The organism is Saccharopolyspora sp. NPDC002686 (genome assembly GCF_040295745.1).
GTDB lineage: Bacteria > Actinomycetota > Actinomycetes > Mycobacteriales > Pseudonocardiaceae > Saccharopolyspora > Saccharopolyspora oryzae.
The window spans coordinates 18,112-43,367 of the sequence record NZ_JBEOVY010000014.1 but is presented as its reverse complement, the minus strand read 5'-3'; the positions used below and the strand labels follow the sequence as shown (position 1 = coordinate 43,367).

The following is a 25,256-nucleotide window of genomic DNA, read 5'->3' as shown; positions in this document are numbered from 1 at the left end:
AACCGTAGTACCTGCTACCGCTTATAATCTAAACAATGTTCAAATAAATCCGATACAATTACCGGGTATTAAATGATTGTGCTTGGTTTGGGGCGCATTCACCGCCCCAAACGAACGCGAGCGGATCAGCCGTCGGTCGCGGCGAAGCGGACCAGGGTGTTGTTCGGGCGGAGGTTCCGGATCGGCAGGGCGCTGCCCATGTACGGGTTCAGGAACCGGAAGGTCAGGCCGCGCCCCGGCGGGTAGCCCACGTCCTGCACTTCCGCCACCGCCGGGTGCAGGGCGAACAGCCGCTTGCGCAACCGGTCGACGCTTTCTCCCCAGCGCAGCGGCGGCAGCTTGTACTTGTCCTCGGTGCGCTCCTTGCGGCCGCGCATCATCAGGACGTCCAGCCAGCTGCCACCGGAGGTCTGGCGGGTCAGCCAGGCCGGCATCGCGTCGAACATCAGCCACGCGCCCGGGAAGCGCTCCGCGCACTTGCGGATCAGGCCCCACGCCTCCGCTTCCTCGAGGTACATCAGCAGGCCCTGGACGCTGATGAACAGCCCGGCCGCCGGATCGACCTCGTCCATCCACGCCTCGTCGAGCGCCGAGCAGGACAGGTTGCGCAGCCGGTCGGTGTCCGGCAAGTACTTGCGGCGGACCTGCATGGTCTCCTCCAGGTCCACCGACAACCAGCGGACCCGGCCGTTGTCCACCCGCCAGAACTGGGTTTCCAGGCCGTCGCCGAGCGCCACCACGGTGCCGTCGGGGTGGGTCGCCAGGAACTTCCGGATCTGGTCGTCGAAGCACATCGCCCGGAGCGCGAGCGCGATGTGCGGGCGCCCGAAGTGCTCCTCGAAGGGGTAGTCGATGGAGTCGGCGATGGCCACCGACTTGGGGTCCGAGATCAGCGCGTCCGGGCGCCGGGACTCCGCCGCTCGGCAGTACAGCGGCCAGAGCAAGGTCTCCGGAACGCCCGCCAGATCAACTCTCGTCCTCGACTCGCTCACCCTGGTCTCCTCCGTTGTCGTTGTTCAGGACTCGGCGCAGCTGGCGGGACTGGGCGAGCAGGAGCCCGTTGCGGTCCCACAGGTCGGCTTCGTCGACGCACCAGCCCTGCCCGTTGCTGACGTTGCGCTGGACCACCAGGACGTCGTCGTCGACCGGCTGGGCGGCCAGGTCGACGTGCAGGTGCACGGACAGCTCGGCGGACACGATCGGCGCCGGTTCGGTCAGCAGGGGGTAGATCCCCGGCGGCATCACGTCGGCCAGCACGATCGCGACCAGGGCGTCGGCGGGCACGTCCGGCTGCAGCCGGAACCAGTACGCCATCTCCGAATCCGCCGATCCGGCCATCGGAATGCCGCCGCTGCCGTACCGGATGACGAACTGCTGGCCGAACGGCACCAGCTCGAGCGGGAACTCGATTTCCAGGCTGTCCTCGGGGCTCGGCACCTCGGGCGCCTCGACGCGCTGCTCGACCGGGGAACGGTCGGTGCTCCGCGCGAACACGAAGGAGGCCAGCAGGACCGGGGTGCCCTCCTGGATCCCGCGCACGGTGACGAACTGGCTGGTGCGACCGGCGCGTTCCAGGGTCGCGACGAACTCGATCGGCGCCTCCGACGGGCTGCGCAGGAACTGGGCGTGCGTCGCACGCGGCGCCGCCGCATCCTCGACCAGGTCGGCGGCGGCCTGCGCTGCCAGGGCGTTGAGCAGTCCGCCCTGCGGTCCGAGCCACGCCCACCACGAGCGCGGCACCTCGACCTCCCAGCGGCCGGGACCTTCGCGGACCGCTCCGCTCGACTTCACCAGTGGATGCGATTCGGCGTTCACAGCTGCGTCTCACTTCCCATCCGTCGAGCACACCGGTCGCGGTGGAGCGAGGGCGACCGGAACCGCGCTGAACAGCTTGTTCGCGGTGTGCAGGGTTTCGGCCAGGGTGTACGTCCCGGTCGTGTCGTGCGCGTCGAGCCTCGGCGTTCGATCGCCGGCCCGGTCCAGCAGAACGGACAGCACTGCCGACAACCAGCCAGCGGAACCCGCGGGCAGACTATACAAACGGCGCTCCCGGTTGAACCACCACAAGCAGACGGAACTCGCCGCCGCGTGCAGCCAGCAGAAACGCACAGCCAGGTCCCACCGCGCCGGATCCCCCGCCACGCCCCGCGCCCGCACCCGGTGCATCGCGCGGATCACGGCTCTCAACCGCGCATCGACTCGCTTGACCCTCGCGGCCGCAGCGGATCCGGTACCCAGTTCGGCGATCACCGCAGCGGAGATCCCGAAGAACCCGGCGGTGACCGGGTCCATCCCGCGCAGCGCGAGGTCCAGCTCCCCGAAGCGCACCGGTCGCAGCGGATCGCCCAACCGGAAGGTGGCGGCCACCTCCTCCGGAACCTCCATCTCCGGCGGGGATTCGGGGAACTGGGCGACCAGCGTCGCGATCGACCACAGGTTCGCGTCCGGTGCCGTGTCGATGTGGCGGACCACCGCGTTGTCCCGGCGCGCGACGTCGAAGGCCGCGAACGGCCCGTCGTGCAGCAGGCTCCTGGCCCCCAGGACGTCCGCGCAGAGCGCGAAGATCTCCGCCGACAGGTCGGTGGCCACCCGTTTCGCGATTCCCGACCAGAGGCACTGCGCCGCTGGCAGCGTGTGCATCGCACGCGACGCCGGCAGCGCAACGGCATCGCAGGCGAACAGCATCGCGGCGGCGGTCGCGAGAACACGTCGCGGCTGCGCGTGTTCGGCGAGCACCCGGCCGCCGAACACGTGCTCACCGGCGAAGTCCATCGCCAGCCGCAATCCGGTGTCGGCGCATCCCAGGTTGGCCGCCGTACTCAGGACCCGCACGAGCTGCATGACCTTCAGGGCGATCTCCACTCCGCGACCGACGCCGCCGAGCACGCAGTCGGCCGGGACCTCGACGTCGTCGAAGGACACGCTCGTCGAGTCGATGCCACGCAGGCCGCTGGTGCGCCGCGCCTGATCGCGCCGGACTGCGGCCAACTGCTCGCCCTCGAGCAGCACCGCGGTGAACGCCGCCGGACCGCGACCGCCGGTGCGCGCGACGACGACCAGCGCATCGCACCGGTCACCGATGCCGACCAGCCACTTCCGGCCGTTGAGCCGGAAACCGCCGGAATCGTCGGGGTCCAACCGGCATTCGTTGGCCAGCAGGTCGCTTCCGTGCTCGGACTCCGCCATGGCGAAGCCGATGACCCCGCCCGCGGCCAGCAGCCGCACGACCCGCTCCCGCTGCCCCGCGTCGCCCGCGAGCAGGACGCAGCCCGCGCCGGTGACACTGAACATGGTGGCCGGCATCGCGGCGCCGTCCCGCCGCGAGACCAGCCGCGCCAGGGTCAACGTCTCATCCATTGTGGACAGATCGCCGCCGTCTTCCGGCGGGACGAACGAGAGACCGAGGTGCGGGGCCAGTTCGGCCGCGAAGGCTTGGGGGAACAGCGCAGCGCCGTCCCGCTCCACGACCGCCCCGAACCCGAACGGGTTGGTCGGATCGCGCGGATCGCCGAGCAGCCGCTCCAACTCCACCGCGGCCGGATAGGTGGCGACCACGTCGTCCAGCACCGTCATCGCGCACCTCCGGGAAGCGGCCGGTAGCGGGTGCAGCTGTTCGGCAGCCGGATTCCGGAAACACCGAGCTGGTGCACCCTTTCAGCGAAGGCCGCGCCCCGCATCAGCTGCTGCGAGACGTCGGCGACGTGCCGGTCCACCGCGGGCTCCAGGTGGCTACCGCGCACCCAGTCGTTGAACGCCCCCATCGCGGGCCCGCACCAGATCTGGTAGTCGATGGTCCGGTCCTGCTGCCCGCCGGTCGCCCACGCCGAGGACATCCCGAGGTACCACCGGAAGACCAGGGCCATCCGGCGCTTGGGGTCGTCGGCGGCGCGCTGCACCTGCGCCGGGTCCCGGCTGTCGAAGAAACCCACCACGTCGGACCAGATCTCGTCGAAGGAGCGCCGGAACACCTGCTTCTCCAGCCGGTTCCGCTCCTCGTCGGGGATCTCGTCCAACCCGCCGCAGGTCCGGTAGAGCTCGTAGAGCCGCCGCGCCCGCATCGGGAACATGGTGCCCTTCTTGAGGGTCTGCACGTCGACGCCGAGCTCGAACATGTCCGCGGCGGGCGCCATCTCGCAGTCGCTGATCGTCGCCGCGGCGAGGAGTTCGCGCGCCGCTGGTGAGATGCCGGACTCCACGCAGGACTGGTTGACCGAGCCGGTCACCACGTAGTCGGCACCCAGGCTCAGCGCCGCCGAGATGGCCTCCGGGGTGCCGATCCCGCCGGCCGCTCCGACCCGGATCTCGACCGGGCGGCGGTACTCGCGGCACACCTCGTCACGCAGCCCGGCGATCACCGGGAACAGCGCGGACAGCGGTCGGCGGTCGGTGTGCCCGCCGGAGTCGGCCTCCACGGTGATGTCATCGACCATCGGCACGGTGCGGGACCACTCGGCCTGCTCGGCAGTGATCAGCCCCTCCCGCAGCAGCGCGGACACCAGCTTCTCCGGAGCCGGGCGCATGAACTTGGCGGCGACCTCCGGCCGGGAGACCTTGGCGATCACCCGGTTGGCGACGACCGGCTCGCCTCGATCTCCCCGGACCAACCCCGCCAGGCGGTACCGCACGATGCTCGGCGTGAGGTCCATGAACGCCGACGCTTCCACGCATCGCACCCCGTGCTGGAGGTAGAGCTCGACGGTGCCGCGCTCCAGGGCGTCCTCGCTCGGGCTGTGGATCAGGTTGGCGGCGAACGGTTTTCCGGGGATCTCCCGCGCGAACCTGCGCAGAGCGGTGTCGATCCGGTCCGGCAGCAGACCGGCCGAACCGAACGAACCGAGGAATCCAGCCCGTGCCATCGCGATGACGAGTTCCTCGGACGCGACGCCGTTGGCCATCGCACCGCTCATGCAGGCGAAGCTCACGCCGTGGTGGGCGCGGAACCGGGCCGATCCCAGCCGCTGCGGCGGCAGCGGTCCGACCGCGGCGAGGATCCGCGCGCCCGGCTGCGGCTGCTCGTTGGTGACGCCGATCCCCCGCTCGGTCTCCACCGCGAAGCACGGCGACTCCAACCGGTTCAGGACGCCGCGAATGCCGTCGGGCTCGGTGCGCACACCGTGCACCGGATGCACAGCAGCCGAGCCGTTCGCCGTGATCGACATCAGGACCCCTCCACATCGGACGCCCGCCGTGCTTCCACCGCGACCCCGCCGAGCTGGTAGATCCGCAGCCCGGACTTCCAGACGCTCGCGTCGGCGATCACCACCACCCGGTCGGCCTCGCGGCGGATCTCGGTGACGTGCGCCTCGAACGACATCTCCGGGTCGGTCCGCGAGACCTGCCCGCGGTACTTCCAGGTCAGCTCGACGTCGGTGGCCATCGCGAAGGCGGCGGCCCCCAGGTCGTCGGCCAGCCCCTCGTCGATCACGAACACCTGCAGCGCCTGGATGATCGACTCCACGCCCAGCGAGCCCGGCATCACCGGATCCAGGTGGAAGTGGCAGTCGAAGTACCAGTCGGCCGGGTCGATCCGCCGCTGACCGCGCACGTAGCCCAGGCCGTGCCGGCCGCCGTCGGCCACGACGTCGACCGAATCCACCAGCCGCAGGTGCCCGTCGGCCAGCCGCAGGCCGGTGCCGGGCTGCGGCTGGAACCACCGGTCGTCGGAGCGCACCGGCAGGGTGCGGACCCGGCTCGGCTCGACCTCCTGCGCCTCCAGCCAGCTCGGCACGTGCTCACCGCCGTCGAGCCCGACCTGGTTCGCCAGCGCCTGCTCGCTGAAGTAGCCGTAGGTGGACTCGCCGACGTAGCAGGTCCGGCCGTCGACTTCGAGGGTGTACCGGAAGCTCTGGATGATCGCGCCCGGCATGGCGTGGCTGGACAGCAGCACGGACTCCTGCCGGATCGTCCGGTCCCGCAGGTCGACGTCGGCGACCAGCGTGGCCTTGCCGTCGAGGTTGCGGATGCCGTAGTCGGTGCCCGGATCGCGCAGCGTCGGGCCCAGGTAGTAGCCGAGCAGGATGGCCGACTGCAGCGAGGTCTCCATGAACACGCAGTTCGGCATGTGCGGGGAGGAGTTCTCGGTGAAGTACCAGTCCTCCCCTGGCGCGTCGTACTCGGTCACCAGCTTCGCGCCGGGTTTCAGGACTCCCCGGGTGCCCTCCAGCCGCAGCATGCGGTCGGTGAACAGGAAGTCGCCGTTGGGGATGTAGGGGGCGCGGCGACCGCGGTAGATCTCGAACTCCGGTCCCATCGCGGTGGCCAGGTCGCCCTTGGCGGCGTGCGCGGCGTGGAACTCGTTCATGATGACCGGCTCGCCGTGGTGGTTGCGGCGGCCGAGGAACGGCGGGATCCCGCCGCGTTCCGGCCGGTACGGGGTGCCCGGCTTCTCCCGCACCTGGATGCCGAAGTCGTTCATCACCATGATCGGCTTGTCGCCCTGGTAGACCGTGATGTCGGCGATCACGGTGGGCCGCGGCAGCAGGGTGATCTCGGTGATCTCGGCGTGGTACCGGATGTTCGGCGTTCCGGGCGTCACCTGGCTGCGGACCTTGAACTCGGTGCGCAGCTCCGGGACGGGTTGGAACTCGGCGTCCGGGAACACCAGGTGCAGGCCCAGGTACATGGCGAACACCTGGAGCAGCTGGGTGCCGCCCTCGCCGATCAGCGACCCCGGCAGCACCGGGTCGCCGACGAAGTGGCACCGGAAGAACCAGTCGTCCGGGTCGATGTGCTGCACCGCTTCCAGTTCGCCGAGCCCGCACGGGCCGCCGAGCCGGTCGATGCGCACGACCTCGTCGATCATGCTCATGGCTTCGCCGGGCAACCGCACCGACGGGTTGCACCCGTCGGCGCGCTGGTCCCACGCCGCGCCGAAGACACCAGCGAGATCCCCGGCCGCCAGCTTCGCCAGGTCCTCTTTGGACAGCTGGGTCCGGTCGGTGCGGGCCAGCGGTTTGAACCGCCGCCGCACCGGCTCACCGCGGCGCGTCCTGGTCGGGTCCGGCATCATCACGCCCGGGGAGGCCGCCAGTTCTTCGTCGGTGAAGAACCCGCCGCAGCCGTCCATCAGCTCCAGGATCAGCTCGCCGTCCGCGTAGCAGCGGTAGCTGAAGAAGAAGATCAGCCGCTCGTCGTTCCAGACCATGCGGTCGATGGAGATGTCGTAGCGCAGCGTCTGCCCCTCGCGCGGCAGGTCGCCGTGGAACACCATCGCGCTGTCCAGCAGCCGGTACTTCCGGGTACCGCCGTGCCGCAGGTCGACACCCAGGTAGGACGCCAGCAGCAGCACGCACTGGCCCGCCTCAACGGTCACCACGCCGGGAACCTGACCGTCGACGGTGAACCACGCGCCGGCCGGGACGTCGTACTCGGTGCTGATCTTCGGCGTCCCGGACTTCTCCAGCGCGACGACCCGCGTGGTGAACAGGAACGGCGGTGCGGGCAGCCGCACGCGGCGCGGGAGGGCGTCGATCTCGGCGGCCCACGGGCCGAACACCGCGGCCACGTCGCCCTCGGCGAACTCGACCAGGTCGCGCTCGTCCCACAGCACGTTCGGCTCGTCGACCGGTGGCTCTGCCAACCGGGCCAAGGCGATCTGCTGCATGGTGGCCTGCGTGCGCAGCACCGCCTGGTGGGCTTGCGCGATGGTGCTGGACAGCACGGCCAACGGCCGCACCTCGCGCTGCTCGGACACCGCAGGCGCAACGGCTGGGATCGCGAGTTCGCTGCTCGGCAACGGCTTCCCGGGGTCCTCCGCCGGTCGTGAGTGGTTCGGGGTGCCATCACGCCCCGAACCGCTCACGACTGCGGCCTCGGGCTCGCCCAAGCTCGGCACGAAGGGCACCAACGGCCCGCCGTCGAACTCGATCCGCTCCGACGGCGGCTCGGGGGCCTGCTCTCCCCCGGCTCCAGCCAGTGCGGCGACCGCGCCCCGGCGCACGCGCTCCGCGCCCGGGTCCGCCCACCGCACGGTTTGCACCAGCCGGCGCTCGGGCGCCTCCGGCACGCCGAGCAGCCGGGTCATGTCGATCCGCATGCCGTGGCTGATCAGCCTGGCCAGCGCCATCGGCAGCGCGGTTCCGGTCGACATGCCGCGGCGGTCGATCGACACCGCCAGGTGCGGCTGCGAGCCGAGGGTCTGGCCGATCCAGCGCGTGCAAGTCGCGTTCGGCCCGACTTCGACGAAGAACCGGAACCCTCGGTCGTAGGCGACGCGGGTGAGCCGCTCGAAGTCGAGCGTTCGGCTCAGCGTCGCGGAAACCCGCCCGGCCAGGCCGGAGGTGTCGTCGGTGTCGACGTCCCCGTAGTCGTAGGCGGTCAGCAGTTCGACCCCGGCCGGCGGGGTGCCCAGCGGGTAGTCGGCCAGCGAGGTCAGCTCCGGCATGGCGGGGTCCACCAGCGAGCAGTGCAGCACGTGGTTGGCCGGGGCCTTGGCGGACTGGCAGCCGACCCGCGCGATCAGTTCGCGGCATACCTCCGGCGCGCCCGCGACGACCACTTCTCCCGGCGCGTTGACGTGCGTGAGGAACACCCGCTCGAGGCCCCGCATCGCCTCGCGCACCCGGTCCGCACCCGCGAGCAGGACGTGCGTGGACCACAACGCCTGGTCCGGGACGTCGTCGGGCACGCCCCAGGTCTCGCGCACCATGCGCTTCGGCCCGACCAGCTCCTGCTGGAACAGCTGGGTGCTCATGATCGCCGCGTCGTTGGCGGGCGAGTTCTGCCAGACGCCGGTGGCCGCGAGCATGCTGCCCTCGCCCAGGCTGTACCCGAAGGCCCCGTCCGGCTCGATGCCGAGCACGTCCCGCAGCACCTGGGTGTGCACGACGGCGAGATTGCTCCCGGCGATGAGCATGGAGGGCGTGTCGTCGAGCAGGTCGGCCTCGTGCCGCAGCAACGCCCGCCGGTCCAGGCCGCCGACCGCCCGGGGGTACAGGGCCCGGTGCCGGAACCGGTGCGCAGGCTCTTCGGCGTTCTCCTCGAACAGCGCCAGGGTTTCCGGGAATAGCCGGAAGAGGTCCCGCGCGACGCCGGGGTACGCGGTGAACGCACCCGGGTAGACGAAGGCGATCCGCCCGGGGCCGATCGGGCGTGCCGTGCAGAAGCTGCCGGACGGGGTCGCCCACTCGCCGCCCTCGGCGACCGTCTGCGGCAAGCCCCGCTGCGCCGCTTCGAGCTCGACCCGCATGCCGGCTTCGTCCATCGCCACCAGGACGGCGGTGCAGCGCGCGGGCTGACGGTCCGACCAGCGCTCCCCCGCCAAGGCGCGGAGGTCCCGGCCGGAGTCCAGTTCGGCCAGGCACTCGCGTGCCTGCTCGGCGAGCTCCTCGCCGTCGTCGCCGTCCAGCGGCAGCAGCACGGCTCCGATGCCTTCGTCCCACGTCACCTGATGCGTCGCACCGGCGGTGTCCGCGCTGGCGACCACCACGTGGGCAGCGCTCCCGGTGTCGGTGGAGCTGATCGCCGCGTACCTCGGCCGGTCCTGGTGCCGGCTCAGCCACGGCTGCGGTGCCTCCAGGCGGCAGAACGGCGCACCGTCCAATTCGGACAGATCGGCGCCGTCGAAGGGGGTCGGCGGCAGGTCGGCGCGGTAGTGGCACAGGGCGACCTTGACCAGGGACAGCAATGCCGAGCACCGCTGCGTGTCGCTCACCAGCGGTGCCAGGCCGCCGACCGCGCAGGAGTGCGGGTCCTGCTCAGCGCGGTACGCGGTCGACAGCTGCCGCAATTCGAGCCGACGCGCTGCTTCGGTGCCACCGGCCAGTTCCAGGTAGTCGACGTCGGCCCCGGTCACACCGGCACCGGCGAGGGCCGCGCGCGCCGCGTCGGCACCGGCGTCGGTGCCGTGCCGCAGCGCGACGGACTCGATCGTCGCGTAAGCACGCGCCAGATCATCGGCCCTGGTGAGCACCACCGCGGCGGCGCCGTCGCCGAGCGGCGCGAGCTCGACGCCGTCCTCAGCCGCGAGCCGCGACCGGGCCAGCGTGTTCTCCATCCCCCCGGCCAGGTCGACACCGCCGACCACGACCTTCTCGATGCTGGGGTCCAGCAGCAGCAGACCGGCCACTTCGAGCGCGGCGGCGCCTGCCGTGCCGTCGGAGGAGATCGTGAAGGAGGGGCCGCTGAAGTTCCGGGACGCCGAGATCCGGCTGGCCATGATGTTGCCGATGTAGCTCAGCACCTCGTTGGCGCCGAGCGGATCGTGCACCGCGTCGCGGACCGCCGCCACCAGCTGGTCCAGCGCATCGGCCCCGAGCCGGACCCCGGCGCGATCGCATTCCGCGCGCACGTGCGCACCGATGTCGAAGCGGGCCCGGTGCTGGTGGGCCCGCGGCTCCATCTCCATCGCGACGACCACCGCGACCCGCGCGGGCGGTTCCGTCCGGGCGCCGGGCGGGACCGCCGGGAGACCGGCGTCGAGCAGTGCCGCCTCCATCGCTTGGAACAGGGCCAGGTGTTGCGGGTTCGAACCGGCGAGTTCGGCGGGCAGCAGCCGGTAGGCCCGCGGATCGACCTCGATGCGCTCCAGGTAGCCACCGACCGGCGCTGGCTGCAGGTCCGCGTACCAGCGGCCCTCCGGCAGCGATCGCAGGACCGGCTCGCCCGAGCGGACGACGCGTTCGAGCGCGTCGACGTCGTCGACATCGCCCACCTTGACCCCGACGCCGGTCACCGCCATCCGCGGGATCCGCACCTCGGCGGTCGGCGGTTGTTCCGCAGGCGCTTCGGAAAGCACCACGTGCGCATTGGCCCCGCCGAAGCCGAAGCTGGACACGCCCACCCGGCGCGGCCCGTCGGTCGGCCAGGCGCGTTCTTCGCGCACGACGCGCTCGGCCGCCGGTTCACCGCCCTCCGGCGACAACGGCTGCCCCACGCCCGGAGTGGCCGGGATGATGCCGTGCCGCATCGCCATGATGGCCTTCACCACGCTCGCCAGTCCGGCCGCGCTGAGCAGGTGTCCGACGTTGCCCTTCATCGAGCCGAGCAGCGGCGGGCCGCCGTGGTCGGCGAAGAACTCGGCCAGCCCGACCAGTTCCGTGCCATCGCCGAGCGGAGTTCCGGTGGCGTGGCACTCGACGTAGTCGACGGTGGCTGGATCGATGTCGCGGTAGGCCTGCCGGTACGCCTCCAGGTGCCCGGCCTTGTTCGGCACGAGCAGGTGCTTGCCCGCGCCGTCGTTGCCGAGGCCGATGGCGTCGATCACGGCGTGCACCCGGTCGCCGTCCCGCAACGCGTCGGAAAGCCGCTTGAGCACGAACATCCCGGCGCCCTGCCCGACGATGATCCCGGCGGAGCGCTCGTCGAACGGCTGGCTGACCTCGCCGTCGGTCGCGAGCGCCTGGAGGTCCGAGAACGCCAGGTGCAGCGTCACCGAGTCCGGCGCGCACACGGCACCGGCGAGCATCACGTCGGCGTTGCCGGTGGCGAGCTGGTCCCTGGCCACCGCCAGCCCGTAGAGCGCGGACGCGCAGGCGGCGTCCAGTGCGAGCCGCGGACCCCGGAGCCCCAGCGCGTCGCCGATCACCCCGGTGGGCAGGCCGGACGGCCAGATGTTGCCGGCGGCGACGTCCTGTTCGGCGGGGGCCGGTGGGACTTCCAGTCCGGCAGCGCGCAGGCCGTCGTTCACCGCCTGCCGCACCAGCGGCACCGCGAGCCGGGTGGACAGCTCGGTGGGGAACGAGTAGTTGCCGAGCACGAACCCGGTGCGAGCGGGCAGCGCGGCGACGTCCAGTCCGGCGTCGGCCAGCGCACGACGCGCGGTGTGCAGCGGCCAGCGCACGACGCGATCCATCCCGGCGAGGTCCTCGGCCGGGATGCCCAGACCGGTCAGGTCGATCTCGGGCTCGCGGACGAATCCGCCGACGGTGGACGTGATGTGGTGGCTCGGGTCGCCCCAGCCGCCGGGGACCGCCGCGCCGTCCCCGAAGTGCTCCGGGCCGCCGTCGGACCGGTGATCGGCCTCGTTGCGCAGGCACGTCCACAGCTCGTCGGGGCTCTCCGCCCCGGGGACGAGGCAGGACATGCCGACGATCGCGATCGGAGTGTTGATCATGGACGTAGCTCCGCATTCGGCTCGGCTGGACCGGCCGGGAGTTGCGGTCTCGACCGCGGCTCCCGGTCCGGTCCCATGTGGACGGATGTGCGCGCTGGAACAGCTCCGCTAGCTGGCGACGACCGAGACCACCGCCTCCGGCTGGTCGGCCGCGAAGTGGTCGACGACGATCTGGACGCCGGTGTCGACCGGGATCGGCTCCAGGCCCCGTTCCCGGAACATCCGCGCCAGTTCCGGGGTCACCATGCCGCCGGCCCACGGACCCCAGTTCAGCGAGGCCACGTTGGCCGCAGGCAGGTCGCGGGACAGCGTGCAGGCCAGCCGGTTCAACGACTCGTTGGCCATCGCGTAGTCGGACTGCCCGCGGTTGCCGAAGAACCCGGCCACCGAGGAGAACAGCAGCACGTGGCGGATCCGGTCCTGGTCCACCGCGCGGAGCAACGAACGCAGCCCGGACAGCTTCGGCGCGAACACCGCGTCGACGTCCGCTGCGGTCTTGTCCACGAGCAACCGATCGGAGAGCGCGCCCGCACCGTGCACGACACCGGTGATCCGGTCGCGGTGCTCGGCGAGCGCCGCGCTGACGGCATCGGAGTCGGCGACATCAACGGTCAGGTACTCGACGAACGCTCCCGCCTCCCGGACGGCGCTCAGCGTACGGCGGATCTCGCGCTGTGCCACGAGCTTTTGGTACACCGGCTGCACATCGCGCGGCGTCGGTTTGCCGCCGTCCTCCCGCAGCCGCGCCGCGATCGCCGCCTTCAGCTGGGATTCCGGGACACCGCTGGCCCAGGTCGGCTCGTCCGCGTCGAGCGGAGTGCGGCCGAGCAGCAGCAGACCGGTGCCGAAGCGGCGGGCCAAGCCGATCGCGCATTCGGCCGTCACGCCTCGCCCGCCACCGGAGACCACCAGGAGGTCGTCGGGTCCCGGCGGCGCGATCGGCGCGCACGCGGGAAGTTCCGGGTCCGCGCCGGGCTCCGAACCGCGCACGACGGTCCTGCGGACACCCTCGGCGTCGTAGCCGACCTGGTGCAGCCCTCTGTCCACATCGGACAGATCGGCCAATACCAGCTCGACGCACCGCTGCGCGGCGAGGTCCGGGTGCAGGTCGATCGCGCGGCAGAAGACCGCGGGAGCCTCCGCCGCTAAGGTCTTGACCAGACCCGGCAGCCCGCCGGTCACCGCGCTCTCGAGGTCCACCCCGGAGTACCCGAGGATCCCGTCCAGGCGGGTCACCGCGACGAAAGCCGCCCGCGCGTCCGCAGCGGTGCGCTCCAGCCCCGGTTGCACATCACCGGCCAGCAGGAGCGCGTCGCGCAGCGCACCGGCCGCCGAGTCCCAGTCCGGCGCTGCCTCGTCGGCCACCCACAGGACGAGGTCGAGGTCCTCGCGAGGAGCCGATCCGTCCTGCACGACCCACCCGGCACCGCGCAGCCGGGACGCGAGCGCGTCCGCGAAGGCGCTGGTGCTCCCAGCGATCACCGCGGTGGGGCGGTCCCGGTACGGCGACCCGGCCGGCTCGGGCATCGAGAGCCGGGACAACCTCGCGGGCAGCTGCCAGATCAGGCTTTTGGGGCCGCGGCCACCTCCTCGGCCGGGCCGCCCGGCGCGGTCTCCCCGGCCAGGAATCCGACGATGTCGCCGAGGGTGCGCAGCTCGCCCAGCATCTCCGGGCTGGGCTCCCGCACGTTCGGGAACCGCTCGCCCAGCACGCCCATGATCTCCACCCGCTTGATCGAGTCGATGCCCAGGTCGGACTCGACGTCCATGGTGAGGTCGAGCATGTCGCTGGGGTAGCCGGTCTTCTCCGCGACCACCGCGAGCACCGCGTCGCGCACGGCATCGCGATCCAGCGCCGGAGCAGCCGGGGCCGGTTCCGGTGCGGCCGGCGGTCCGGCCGGTTCCGGTTGCCGACCGATCTCGGCGGGCGCCGCGGGTTCCGGCTGCCCGCCCAGCAACGCCACCGCGCCGTTCCCGTCGGCCGCAGGCGGCGTCTCGAGGTGCGCGGTCCACCGGAGCGGTTCCGGTGCGGGCGCCGGGTCGGCCGGAATCCACGACGTGGGCGCTGCGGACGGCAAGCCCGCCTCCAAGCGCGCCAGTTCACCCAGCACCTCGCTGGCCCGCTGGTGGCTCTGCCCGATGGACACGCCGTGCTGGGTCACAGCGCGGATCGCGTCGAGAACCGAGTCCCGCACCGAGCCCTCGGCCTCGCGCGCCAGCAGACCGCTGAGCTGGTGCGCGATGGCGAGCTGGCTGTCCAGGTAGACGCGGTGGCTGTCGAGGTGGTCGGCGGCGATCGGGCCTGCGGCGTACCTGGGCGCCGCACCGTTCCCGTTCGACGAACCGCTGCCGTTGGTCAGCGGCTGGGGGCTCGGCTGCGCGGCGGGGGGTTCGGCGTGGTCGACGCGGTAGCCGTTCTCCAGCGCCTCCTGGTAGTTGCGACGGCGCTCTTCCGGCACGTAGTTGACTCCGTTCAGCGGGATGCTCATCTTCTTCTCCGACTCCTCCGGCGCGGGCTCGGCGGCAAAGCGGTTCAATCCGGTCAGCGGCACCCCCAGCACGGTCAGCCTGGCGGCCAGCTGCTTGAGCGCGCGGTCCCCGTCCCGGCCCGGACCGGGGTCCGCGGCGAGCACGATCACGTCCGGGCGGTCCGCCAAGGTCCGCCGGACGAGCCCGGACAGCGCGGACTTCGGCCCGAACTCGACGAAGACCCGGAACCCGTCGGCGTACATCTGCTCGACGGACGGCCCGAACTGCACGGGTTCGGCGAGCTGCTGCACCAGGACGCGCCGGTTCTCGCTGCTGTCGTCGCGGTATCCGGCGCCCGCGGTGTTCGCGTACACCGGGATCTTCGGTGGCAGCACGCTCACTTCGGCCGCGGCGGCACCGAACTCCTCCAGGGCGTGCGCCACGTGCTTCGTGTGGAACGCGGCCGCGACCGGCAGCGGGGACGCCGACACGCCCGCGGACCGGCACTCCGCGACGAACTCCCGCACGGCCTCGGTCGCCCCGCCGACCACCACCTGGTCCGGCGCGTTGACGTTGCACACCACGACGTCGTCGCGATCGCCCAGCAGCTCCTCGACCTGCGCCGTCGTCGCGCTGATCGCCGCCATGCCGCCGGGGTCGGCGTCGGGATCCGGCAGGCGGGCCATCGACCGGCCCCGCGCACCGGCCAGCGAGTAGAACTCCGCGTCGGAGAGGCTGCCGGCCGCCCAGAGCGCGGTGAGCTCACCGAAGCTGTGGCCGAGCGCGCCGTCCGGGGCGAAGCCGGAGTCCGCGAGGTACCGGTACTGCCCCGCTGCGAGAGCACCGATGGCGAGCTGGGCATTCTCGGTGCGCCGCAACGCTTCCTCGCGCGCAGGGCGCTCAGCGTCGTCGAACGCCGGCGGCGGGAAGACGACCCTGCCGAGGGGAACCGGGCCCTCGTGCGCGGCGGCGGCGCTGTCGAACGCGGCCCGCACCGGAGGCGTCGACATGGCGGTGGCAGCCCCCATCCCGACGTACTGGCTGCCCTGGCCCGCGAACATCGCGGCGACCTTGCCGTCCCGCAACTGCGCTGCGCGCCGGTAGTACGCCCCGCCGGGGAGCTCGAAGTCATCCGAGTCAGGAGCCCCGCGCAGCCGCTCGGCCGCGGCGTCGCGCAGTTCGGCGCATTCCTCGGGTGACGCCGCAACCACTGCCAGCCGGCAGTTCTCAGCGGGTATCGGCCCGGACACCGGCTCGGCACCGCTGTCGAGCAACGCCAGCAACTCCGCCGGGTTCTCGGCGTGCCAGGTGTGCACCTGCGCCACCGGGTGCAGCACCTCGCGCTCGTCGTCGCCGGAGAGGTGCTCCTCGAGCACGCAGTGGAAGTTGGTGCCCCCGAACCCGAAGGCCGACACCGCCGCGCGCCGGACCGGCCGGGCCGGATCCACCACCCAGGGCCTGGTCTGCGTGTTGACGTAGAACGGCGAGGACTCCAGCTCGGCGGCGGCGCGCGGCGCGTCCACGTTGATCGTCGGGGGCAGCACCTTGTGGTGCAGCGCCAACGCCACCTTGATCAGGCTGGCCGCGCCCGCGGCGCCCTTGGTGTGGCCGATCTGGGACTTCACCGATCCGACCGCGGCGAACTGCCGCTCGTCGGTGGCCTCGCCGAACACCTCCCCCAGCGCCTTGAGCTCGGTCAGGTCGCCGACCGAGGTGCCGGTGGCGTGGCATTCGAGCAGCCCGATCTGCTCCGGCCCGAAACCGGCCTCCGCGTAGGCCCGGCGCAGCGCCGTGGCCTGGCCGTCGGCGCGCGGGGCGTAAATGCTCTTGAACCGGCCGTCGCTGGAGCTGCCGACCCCGCGCAGCACGCCGTAGATCCGGTCGCCGTCGCGCTCGGCATCGGCCAGCCGCTTCAGCGCGAGCATCCCGATGCCCTCGCCGATGAGCGTGCCGTCCGCGGACTCGTCGAACGGGCGGACCACCCCGTTCCGGGAGAACGCCGGGGTTTTCGAGAAGCACATGTACATCAGGATGGTGTTCTCGGCGTCGCAGCCGCCCGTGATCATCAGGTCGGCGCGGCCGGTGGCGAGCTCACCGATGGCCATGTGCAGCGCGGCGAGCGAACTGGCGCAGGCGGCGTCCACCGTGCAGTTGGTGCCGCCCAGGTCGAACCGGTTCGCGATGCGCCCGGCGACCACGTTGCCGAGCATGCCGGGGAACGAGTTCTCCTGCCACGGCGCCAACGCCATCACGAACTTCTTCGCGATCTCGTCCGCGTCCCGCTCGCTGAGCCCGCAGGACCGCACCACTTCCTTCAGCCGCGGGGTCTGCAACCGCAGCGCGAGCGGCTGGGTGAGCGAGTTGGCGCCGGTCACCCCGAGGATCACCCCGGTGCGCGACGAGTCGTACCAGGGCGAGCCGTGCACGTCGGCGTCCTGCAACGTCTGCTTGGCCACCACGAGGCTGAGCAGCTGCAGGATGTCGGTGACCTCGAGGACGTTCGGCGGCAGGCCGAACTCCATCGGATCGAAGTCCACTGTGGGCACGAACCCGCCGCGCCGGGCGTAGGTCTTGTCCGGCGCGGTGGGGTCCGGGTCGTAGTGGTCCTCGATCCGCCAGTGGGTCTCCGGCACGTCCCGGATGCAGTCCCTGGCTTCGACGACGTTCGCCCAGAACTGGCGGAGGTCGGCCGCTTCCGGGAACAGGGATCCGAGCCCGACGATCGCGATGTCGGTCGGCCGGGAGTTCGCAGCTTCTCGGTCGGTCGTTGTCATCCTCGGCCTCCCGTGTGGATTCTGGTCTGGCTTGGTGCGCGCGGGGGTGCGACGGCTCAGGCGTCGGATTCGGCCAGGCGCAAGCGGTACCGCGCGATGGCGTCCACGTGCGCCAGCGCGACCGGGTCGCGCAGCATCGAGTAGTGGTCGCCCCGGCAGGTGCGCACCGAGACGCCGGGATCGATCTCGTCCCACCCCACCGCCGGTTCCGAGCCGAACAGGCTGTGCTCCGGGCGGATCAGGGTGAACGGCACGCGCGGCGGTGCCGGCTGGTACGAGGAAACGATGCGGTTGTTGCGGCGGACGACGTTCAGGTAGCCCTCGAACAGCTTCCGGGCACCCGCGAGGGAGGCGCCCGGCAGCAGCGGCCCGCGCTCCGTCTCGATGCCCAGGACCAGTTCCAGGCCGGCGTCGGCGTCGAGCCCGGCGAAGGTCTCCCGGGACGCCGGAGCGGTGGTCTCGTGCCGCGCCGCCAGGTACGTCGTGAACCACAGCAGTTCGAGGTCGAGCGGCACCTCGTCGTCCGGCCACGAGTACTCCGCCACCGGGGCGGGGGTGTCCAGGACGACGAGCCCCGCGGGCAGTTCCTCGTCGGCCAGCTCCGAGGTCAGCGCGTACGCGATGATCCCGCCCAGCGACCAGCCGACCAGCAACCAGTCGCCGCTGACCAGGTCGCGCTCGCGGAGCCCGGCGGCGACGTGCGCCGCGATCTCCGGGATGCGCACCTTCGGCGGTTCGCCGGTGAACGCCGGCCTGGCGTACTCCTCGACCGCGTCCAGGTCGACCACGCACGTCGAGACCGCAGAAGGCATGGCGGCGATGAGTTCTTCGTGCGCGGCGGCCGGCGCGAGACCGGGGTACACGACCACGATCCGCGGCCCGCCTCCCGCGCCCGCCGACGCGCTGATCAGCTCGATGCTCGCATTACGGTGCGCCATCGAGCGAGCTCCTCTCGACGATGTGCGCGGCCAGCTCGGCGATCGTGGGGTGGTACCACATCGCGGTCGTCTCCAGCTCGAAGCCCAGCCACTTCTCCAGCTCCCCGGCGAGCACCAGGGCATCGGCGGAGTCCACCCCGAACTCGTCGAAGTACTTGTGCACGTCGACCTGGTCCGGGGTGGTCTCCAGGCGCGCCGCGACCTGCGCGACGATCCACTCCTGCACCGACTCGACGGTCAACCCTGCGGACGCATTCGTCGTCTCGGACAACTTCAACTCCTCGGTCGGGGCGCGGTTACCGCGGCTCGCTGCTTCCGGCGGACATGTTGCGGTGGATCGACTTCGCGGCCTCGTAACCGGAGTCGAACGCCGATTCGTGGCCGCCGACCGCGTCCGGACCGACGCCGCGGGCGGCCAGGTAGGAGCCGGCGAACTTGATCCGCGAGTTCTCCTGGATCTTCGGGACCCGGGCCAGGCTCCGCTTCGCCTCCATGGTGAAGATCGGGTGGCGGAAGTCGACCTCGGTGATCACCTTCTCGGCCGGCAGCTCCAGCGGGCAGTCGACGCTGACGAAGTAGTCGTTCTCGCTGGTGAAGTTCTGCACCTGGTTCAGGTAGTAGGAAGCCCAGGTGTCGAGCGCACCGCTGTCCGCGTCGCGCACCCGCCGCTTGCAGTTCCAGCTGCGCCACTTGCCGCGGTCTTCGGGCATGACCACCGGGTCGGTGTGCAGCACCGCGTGCGTCGGCGAGTACTTGATCGACTCGAGCGCCCGCTGCTCCTGCGTCGGGTTCTCCAGCAGCGCCATCGAATCGTCGGCGTGCGTGGCGAGCACGACGTAGTCGAACTCCTCGGCCCCGGCCGCGGTGCGCACGACGACCCCGTCGGCCCGCTGCTCGACGCCGAGCACCGGCGTGCTCGGCCGGTAGTCCACGTTGTCCGATGTCATCACGTCCAGGGCCCGGCGGACGTAGTTGGCGCTGCCGCCCTCCACGCAACGCCATTCCGCGGTCCGCCGCCCCTGCCACTCGAACCCGTGGCCGAGGAAGAAGGTGATGATGGTGTTCGCGGGCATGCCCCAGATCTCGTCCGGCGACACCGACCAGACCATCGACGACAGCAGCACGACGAAGCCGTACCGGAACGCGTCGGAGTACCCGCTCGTCTCCAGGTACTCTCCCAGCGAGATGTCCTCGCGGAGCCGCATGAAGTCCCGCGGCGCCGTGCGCCGGAACCGGTCGGCCTCCTTCCAGAGCTGGACGAAGTCCTCCGGGTAGCGCTCGCGGACCTGTTCCTCGGGCAATTCGAGGTCGTCCGAAACGTAGGCGAACCCGCTGTCGTGATCGGCGAAGCTGAATCGACCGAGATGACCCGTGGTCGCGACTCCCAACTCCACCAGGAACTTGGAGAAACGCGGGTACGAAAATTCGTTGTAAACGATGAACGCCATATCCAGACCGCGTTCCGCGCCGTTGTCGTCAACGGTGACGGTCAGCGCGTGTCCGCCCGCTTCGGCACTCGACTCGAATAGCGTCACCGGCGCCTTACTGCGAACGTTGTAAGCGGCCGACAGACCAGCGGCTCCAGCTCCCACAACCGCAACTCGATGCTTCACACCAAACACGCTCCGAATCGTTGGTGGCCATCTGCGAGCATCCCCAGGTTCGCCAGTTTATCCAGCTGCGCAGGAGCAACAATTTCACCATCGATGCACGGCAGAACACATCGAAAGATGTATCGACAAGACGGATCCAGACAATCGGCGCACGCCGCCGACGACCCGTCCACCGCATTTTCGGCGACCGGGACCACCGCGGACTTCCCGGCGCACAACCGCAGATCCCCCAGGCGGCGGCAGTCCCGTGGACCGTTCGGCACAACCACCCGCGGGAGAGGTGCGCATTCGGAGCACGCACGCGATCGGGACAATCACGGGAATTGGTGGATAACATGGCGCTAATCCACGCCGCGGCCGGGACGAATGCTCGGGAAACCGCGCGCGGCCGCAAGAATCCGTCACATGCCGCACCTTCGGGTCTATGGTGGTGATCGATCAGGGGCACATGGGGGACACCGCACGGGAGTTTCACTTTGTTGAACGAAAACACCGAGTGCTTAGACCACGACGCAGGCCACTTAGACCGGAGCGCGGTCAACGCGAAGCGAACCGCGGCTCTTGCGCCCGTTTATCCACTGGATCGCAATCCGAACGTTATTGCACCACTCCCCCCGTCGCCGAGTTCCCCGATACGCGTCGTCGTGGTGAGCAGCCTGGGCGTAATCCGAGACGCGCTCACCCTGATGCTCGGCGCCCACCAGAGCATCGTGGTGGTGGGCCGCGCGAACGGCGGGGAGTCGGCGATCGAGCTGACGAAGCAGCTCCGCCCCGACGTCGTCGTCTCGTGCTACGGGGTCGACTCCGGCGACATCTCCCAGCTGGTCAACATGACCGTCGACGCCAACCGCGTTCGGGTCGTCGTGCTGGTGTCCCCGACCGAGGACACCCGGGGGCAGCACGCGCTGCTCGCCAGCGGGGTGTTCGCGCTGCTGGACACGAGCGCCACCGGCACCGACCTGATCTCCTCGATCTGCTCGGCCGCGACCATGGGCGACAGCATGGTGACCTTCATGCCGCAGACCATGGTCAACCAGCTCAGCATCGCCGATCACGACTCGGTCCTCTCGCCGCGCCAGCAGGAAGTGCTGCTGCACGTCGCAAAAGGACTCAGCAACCGGCAGATCAGCTCCCAGCTCGGCCTCACCGAGGGAACCGTCAAGCGGCACCTGGCCAACATCTACGCCAAGCTGAACGTCCGCTCCCGCACGGAAGCGATCCACCGGGCGCTGACCGACAAGCTGATCAACGCGCAAGCGATCACCAGCAACGGCGATTGACCCGCCGGCGCCCACCGCCGGTCAGCTCGCCAAAAGCGCCCGCCGCGCCGGGAAAAGTTGAAGCACAACGACTTCCCGATGGGCATCCCTCCTCGTCGCGACCACCAGCACAACCAGAACACTGTTATAAAACACCGTTACGGCACGCCTTGTCAAGAGCTCGTCCACTGCGCTCCAGCGCCGCCGCCAGGAACATCCACAGTGGAGCGTCGACGGTGGGACGATGCGCGCACCCGGTTCTGGGTGCACGTCGAAAACCCCGTAACGCCAACCACCTGCGATACACTGCGGGCGTGGTCCGCCCCAAAACTCATGACGAAGCACTCCGCCGCACGCTGATCGAACTGGCCGCCACGGTGGTGTTCGAGAGCGGTGTGAAGGCGCTGAGCCTGCGGCGGCTGGCGACGGACGCGGGCACCTCCACCACGGCGATCTACTCGCTGTTCGGCAACAAGGCCGGCCTCCTCGACAGCGTCTACCGGGACGCCGCCAAGCAGTTCGCCGCCCGGCTGGCCCTGGTGGACACCACCGACGATCCCGCGGCCGACGTGGTCAAGCTCGGACTGGCCTACCGCGAGCACGCGCTGGCCAATCCGCACCTGTACGCCGTCATGTTCAGCGACCGGTTCGTCGAGCTCGACCTCTCGGCCGAGCAGAAGGACGCGGGCGCGGAGACCTTCGAGCCGCTGGTCGAGGCCGTCCGCCGGGCGCAGGCCAGCGGCCAGTTCGCACCCGCGCCCACCGAGCACATCGCCTTGTCCTGCTGGGCGATGGCGCACGGCCTGGTGTCGCTGGAGCTCTCCGGGGCGATCCCGCCCGGCCTCGACATCGCCGCGAGCTACGAAGATGCGCTCCGCAGCGTCGTCATCGGCTGGAGCCGCTGAACGAGTCTGGCACCGCGAAACCCCTTCGCACGCACGGAAAGTCTGTCTTCGATTCTCGTTTTGCCCTTGATGCGCCGCCGCGCAAAACGAGTGCGTCAGACAGGCACTAAGTCCTCGGCAGTCGCGACGGCCACCAGTTCCAGCGGCCGAGCAGGGTGGCTGCGGCCGGGACCACCAGGGTGCGGACCACGAAGGTGTCCAGCAGCAGTCCGACCCCGATGGTGAACCCGATCTGGGCGAGGGTGTCCACGCTGCCCGAGATGAGCGCGAACATGCTGACGGCGAAGATGATCCCGGCGGTGGTGATCACGCCTCCCGTGGCGGTCATCGCCCGCGCGATGCCCATGCGGCTGCCGTCGACGGCCTCCTCCCGGATCCGCGACATCAGCAGCATGTTGTAGTCCGCCCCCACCGCCACCAGGATGACGAAGGTGATCGCCTGCACGCTCCAGTCCAGGTCGACGCCCAGCAGGTGCTGCCAGAAGAGCACCGACAGCCCCATCGCCGCGGAGTAGGACAAGATCACTGACGCCAGCAGGTACAGCGGCGCCACGATGCTGCGCAGCAACAGCGCGAGAACCGCGAACACGGCCAGCAGGGCGATCAGCGCGAACTGCGCGAAGTCCGCATTGGACATTCGCGCCAAGTCCTGGTTCACCGAAGCCGCGCCGGTGTTCTCGACGGTGCTCCCGTCCAGCGAGGTGCCCTGCAACGCCCGCTGCACCGTCCGCACCACCTCGTCGGTGCGATCCATCGCGGCCTGCCCCAGCGGGTCGGAGTCGTGCAGCACCACCAGCCGCGCCGTCTTCCCGTCCTCGGCCAGGAACATCCCGCTGGCCAGGGCCATTCGCGGATCCTGCCAGGCGTTCGGCGGCAGGTAGAACCCGCCGACGTCCGGATCCCCCGCCTCCTGCCCCGCGGTCCGCAGGAAGTCCGCGGCCTGGCCGAGCCCGCGCTCCAGCTCCTGGATGGACTGCGTCATCGTCGTGGTCCCGTCGTGCAGCTGGTTCGCACCGTCGGCCGCGGCGTTCGCGTGGCCGGAGAGCTCCTCGGCCCCGCCCGCGACCTGGTCCGCGCCGCCGGACAGCTCGCCGAGCCGGTCCCGCAACGTCCGCTCGCCCTCGGCGAGCCGCTCGATCCCATCTCGCACCGAGGCGATACCGGTCTGCAGCTCGCCGATCCCGGAGGACAGCTCCCCGCTGCCGGAAGCCAGCTGCCGCGCGGCCTCGGCCGCCTTCCGCAGGCCGGGGAGCAGCTGGTCCCGCTCCGCGACGTAGATCTCGCCGATACCGCTGCGAGCCTGCGCGCACACCGGGTCGAGGGTGCACAGCTGATCGGCCCGCAACGCGTTGTAGGCCAGCTCCAAGCCGTTGACCGCCAACTCCGTTTGCTGGCTGGCCAGTTCCAGGCCGGTGGCCAGCTGATCCGCGCCCTCGGCGAGCCGGGCAGAACCGTCGTGGGCGCGGTCCGCCCCGTCGGCCACCGACCCCAGTCCTCCACCGGTCGCGTTCAACCCGTCCAGCAGCTGCTGCGCCCCGTCGATCGCGGAGCGCGCCCCGTCGGCGAGCTTGCCGCTGCCGATCGCGAGCTGACCGGCCCCGTCGGCCAACCGCCCGGTTCCGGTGGCGATCTGCTCGCTGCCGTCGACCAGGCGTCCGGTCTGCGCGTTGCCCTCGGCGAGCCGGCCCGTGGCCTCCCCGAGCCGGTCGCCGACCTGCCCCGCCTGCTGCCCCAGCGAAGCTTCGGTGATCGGCGTGCCGGTCGGCCGCGTCACGCCGCGCACCATCTGGACCCCGTCCACCTTGGCCGCGTTCGCGGCGGCCATCTCGAGCACCGCGAGGTCCCGCGGGTTGCGCATGTCGTGATCGGCGTTGATCAGCAGGTATTCCGGCAGCACCTCGGTGGCCGGGAAATGCCTGCCGAGCGCGTCGTACCCGAGATTGCTGTCGGTGGCGGCAGGCTGCACCTTCCGCTCGTCGTAGCTCAGCTGCGCGCCGGGGTAGAACGCGGCGAGCAGCCCGAGCACGACCAGGCCGACCAGCATGACCAGCCCCGGTCGACGCACAGTTCGGATGCTCGTCACGCGCCACCGGCGATTCCCGCTGCTGCGGCGCGGCAGCGCGAAACCGCGGGTCGCCGCGATCGCCAGCATCGCCGGGATCAGCGTCAGCCCCGCCACCAGCGTCACCGCCAAGCTCACGGCGATGGCCGGGCCGGTGGTGCTGAAGATGCTGACATCGGCGAAGGCCATGCCCGCGCACGCGGCCATCACCGTCACCGCGGACGCCGTGATCACGCCCGCCACCCGCCGGGTGGCCTCCGCGACGGCCTGCTCCGGGTCGACGCCGGCTCGCACCTGCTCGTGGAACCGGCTGACCAGGAACACGCCGTAGTCCGTGCCCGCACCGAGGACGACGGCCGTGAGCAGCGATGCGGTGAACGTGGAGATGTCGAAGAAGACCAAGCCGCACAACGCCGTGGTCGCGCGCGCGGTGGCCAACGACAGCCCGATCGCGGACAGCACGATCAGGGAGGTGAACAGCGACCGGTAGATCACCAGCAGGATGAGCAGGATCAGCACCACGGTGACGGCGGTGATGACGACCATGCTCCGCTCGATCTCGGCCTGCATGTCCGCGACCGTGGCGATCGGGCCGGTGACGTGCACGGACAGATCCGCCGGCCGCCCGTGCTGGCCGATCTCGCGGATGAACTCGATCTGCGCCGTGGTCTCCGGTGAGCCGTTCTCGCCGCGCAGGCCGACGGGGATGTACACCGCCTTGCCGTCGCGGCTTTCCAGCGCCTCCGCCAGTTCCGGTTGCGCGATGGTGTCCTGCACCGAGGCGATCCGGGCGTCGTCGGCCTTCAGCTGCCCGACCAGATCGCGGTAGTGCTGCCGGTCTTCCTCGGTCAACCCGCGTTCGTCGGCGAGCACCACGAACACCATGCTGTTCGCACCGCTGCCGCCGAACCGCTCGTCCATCGTGGGCAGTGCTCGCACCGACGGCGCCGAGTCCGGCACGAACGAGACCTGGCTCTGCCCGATCACCCGCTCCAGCTGCGGGACGAAGACGTTCAGCGCTGCGGCGAGAACGATCCAGACGACCACCACGATGCCGCGGCGGCGCACGACGGCGGAACTCAACCTGGCTAAGACTCCCCTACCGTCCTGGATCGAACCCATCATGCTCACCCTGCGATCCCCGGCAACGGGCACGGTGGTCGACACGGATCCGACGCCAAGAC

At 70.8% G+C, this 25,256-nt stretch carries 13 protein-coding genes; 2 read left to right on the top strand and 11 right to left on the bottom strand.

Annotation, left to right across the window (positions count from 1 at the left end; all coding sequences use genetic code 11):
- Positions 1-125 precede the first annotated feature (125 nt).
- The 10 genes from ABTZ89_RS03670 to ABTZ89_RS03625 all read right to left on the bottom strand — a co-directional run bounded on the left by ABTZ89_RS03670 (position 126) and on the right by ABTZ89_RS03625 (position 19,825).
- Positions 126-992: a class I SAM-dependent methyltransferase gene (locus ABTZ89_RS03670; RefSeq protein WP_351039690.1), complete on the bottom strand. Its 867-nt coding sequence runs from the start codon at positions 990-992 to the stop codon at positions 126-128.
- Positions 967-1,791 (bottom strand): acyl-CoA thioesterase, encoded by an 825-nt coding sequence (locus tag ABTZ89_RS03665; RefSeq protein WP_270952122.1) that lies wholly within the window; start codon positions 1,789-1,791, stop codon positions 967-969. Before ABTZ89_RS03665 ends, ABTZ89_RS03670 begins: the two co-directional genes overlap by 26 nt.
- 33 nt (positions 1,792-1,824) lie before the next feature.
- Positions 1,825-3,573: an acyl-CoA dehydrogenase family protein gene (locus ABTZ89_RS03660; protein ID WP_351039686.1), complete on the bottom strand. Its 1,749-nt coding sequence runs from the start codon at positions 3,571-3,573 to the stop codon at positions 1,825-1,827.
- A complete protein-coding gene (locus ABTZ89_RS03655) occupies positions 3,570-5,159 on the bottom strand; it encodes a PfaD family polyunsaturated fatty acid/polyketide biosynthesis protein (protein WP_351039683.1) in 1,590 nt (529 codons plus the stop codon). Before ABTZ89_RS03655 ends, ABTZ89_RS03660 begins: the two co-directional genes overlap by 4 nt.
- Positions 5,159-12,052, bottom strand: a complete 6,894-nt coding sequence (locus ABTZ89_RS03650) for a beta-ketoacyl synthase N-terminal-like domain-containing protein (RefSeq protein ID WP_351039680.1) — start codon at positions 12,050-12,052, stop codon at positions 5,159-5,161. The genes ABTZ89_RS03655 and ABTZ89_RS03650 overlap by 1 nt, the downstream gene beginning before the upstream one ends.
- Before the next feature lie 108 nt (positions 12,053-12,160).
- Positions 12,161-13,579 (bottom strand): SDR family NAD(P)-dependent oxidoreductase, encoded by a 1,419-nt coding sequence (locus tag ABTZ89_RS03645; RefSeq protein WP_351039677.1) that lies wholly within the window; start codon positions 13,577-13,579, stop codon positions 12,161-12,163.
- Between the two features lie 35 nt (positions 13,580-13,614).
- A complete protein-coding gene (locus ABTZ89_RS03640) occupies positions 13,615-17,295 on the bottom strand; it encodes a beta-ketoacyl synthase N-terminal-like domain-containing protein (RefSeq protein WP_351039674.1) in 3,681 nt (1,226 codons plus the stop codon).
- 56 nt (positions 17,296-17,351) lie between these two features.
- Positions 17,352-18,233, bottom strand: coding sequence for a thioesterase domain-containing protein (locus ABTZ89_RS03635; protein WP_351039671.1), 882 nt, complete (start codon positions 18,231-18,233; stop codon positions 17,352-17,354).
- Complete coding sequence (locus ABTZ89_RS03630; protein ID WP_270952700.1) at positions 18,220-18,504, bottom strand: acyl carrier protein; 285 nt, start codon at positions 18,502-18,504, stop codon at positions 18,220-18,222. The genes ABTZ89_RS03635 and ABTZ89_RS03630 overlap by 14 nt, the downstream gene beginning before the upstream one ends.
- A 25-nt stretch (positions 18,505-18,529) precedes the next feature.
- Positions 18,530-19,825: an FAD-dependent oxidoreductase gene (locus tag ABTZ89_RS03625; RefSeq protein ID WP_270952699.1), complete on the bottom strand. Its 1,296-nt coding sequence runs from the start codon at positions 19,823-19,825 to the stop codon at positions 18,530-18,532.
- A gap of 668 nt (positions 19,826-20,493) precedes the next feature.
- Between ABTZ89_RS03625 and ABTZ89_RS03620 the strand changes: the two genes are divergently transcribed.
- On the top strand, positions 20,494-21,126 hold the full coding sequence (locus tag ABTZ89_RS03620) for a response regulator transcription factor (RefSeq protein WP_270952697.1): 633 nt from the start codon (positions 20,494-20,496) through the stop codon (positions 21,124-21,126).
- Between the two features lie 293 nt (positions 21,127-21,419).
- Positions 21,420-22,010, top strand: coding sequence for a TetR/AcrR family transcriptional regulator (locus ABTZ89_RS03615; protein WP_270952696.1), 591 nt, complete (start codon positions 21,420-21,422; stop codon positions 22,008-22,010).
- Between the two features lie 106 nt (positions 22,011-22,116).
- On the opposite strand, the gene ABTZ89_RS03610 is transcribed toward ABTZ89_RS03615, so the two are convergent.
- On the bottom strand, positions 22,117-25,155 hold the full coding sequence (locus ABTZ89_RS03610) for an MMPL/RND family transporter (protein ID WP_351039665.1): 3,039 nt from the start codon (positions 25,153-25,155) through the stop codon (positions 22,117-22,119).
- Positions 25,156-25,256 lie beyond the last annotated feature (101 nt).

Excerpts from the sequence above, each read along its gene's own strand:
- ABTZ89_RS03660 (WP_351039686.1), bottom strand. The coding sequence starts at position 3,573 with ATGACGGTGCTGGACGACGTGGTCGCCACCTATCCGGCCGCGGTGGAG.
- ABTZ89_RS03650 (WP_351039680.1), bottom strand. The coding sequence starts at position 12,052 with ATGATCAACACTCCGATCGCGATCGTCGGCATGTCCTGCCTCGTCCCC.
- ABTZ89_RS03655 (WP_351039683.1), bottom strand. The coding sequence starts at position 5,159 with ATGTCGATCACGGCGAACGGCTCGGCTGCTGTGCATCCGGTGCACGGT.
- ABTZ89_RS03640 (WP_351039674.1), bottom strand. The coding sequence starts at position 17,295 with ATGACAACGACCGACCGAGAAGCTGCGAACTCCCGGCCGACCGACATC.
- ABTZ89_RS03635 (WP_351039671.1), bottom strand. The coding sequence starts at position 18,233 with ATGGCGCACCGTAATGCGAGCATCGAGCTGATCAGCGCGTCGGCGGGC.
- ABTZ89_RS03645 (WP_351039677.1), bottom strand. The coding sequence starts at position 13,579 with ATGCCCGAGCCGGCCGGGTCGCCGTACCGGGACCGCCCCACCGCGGTG.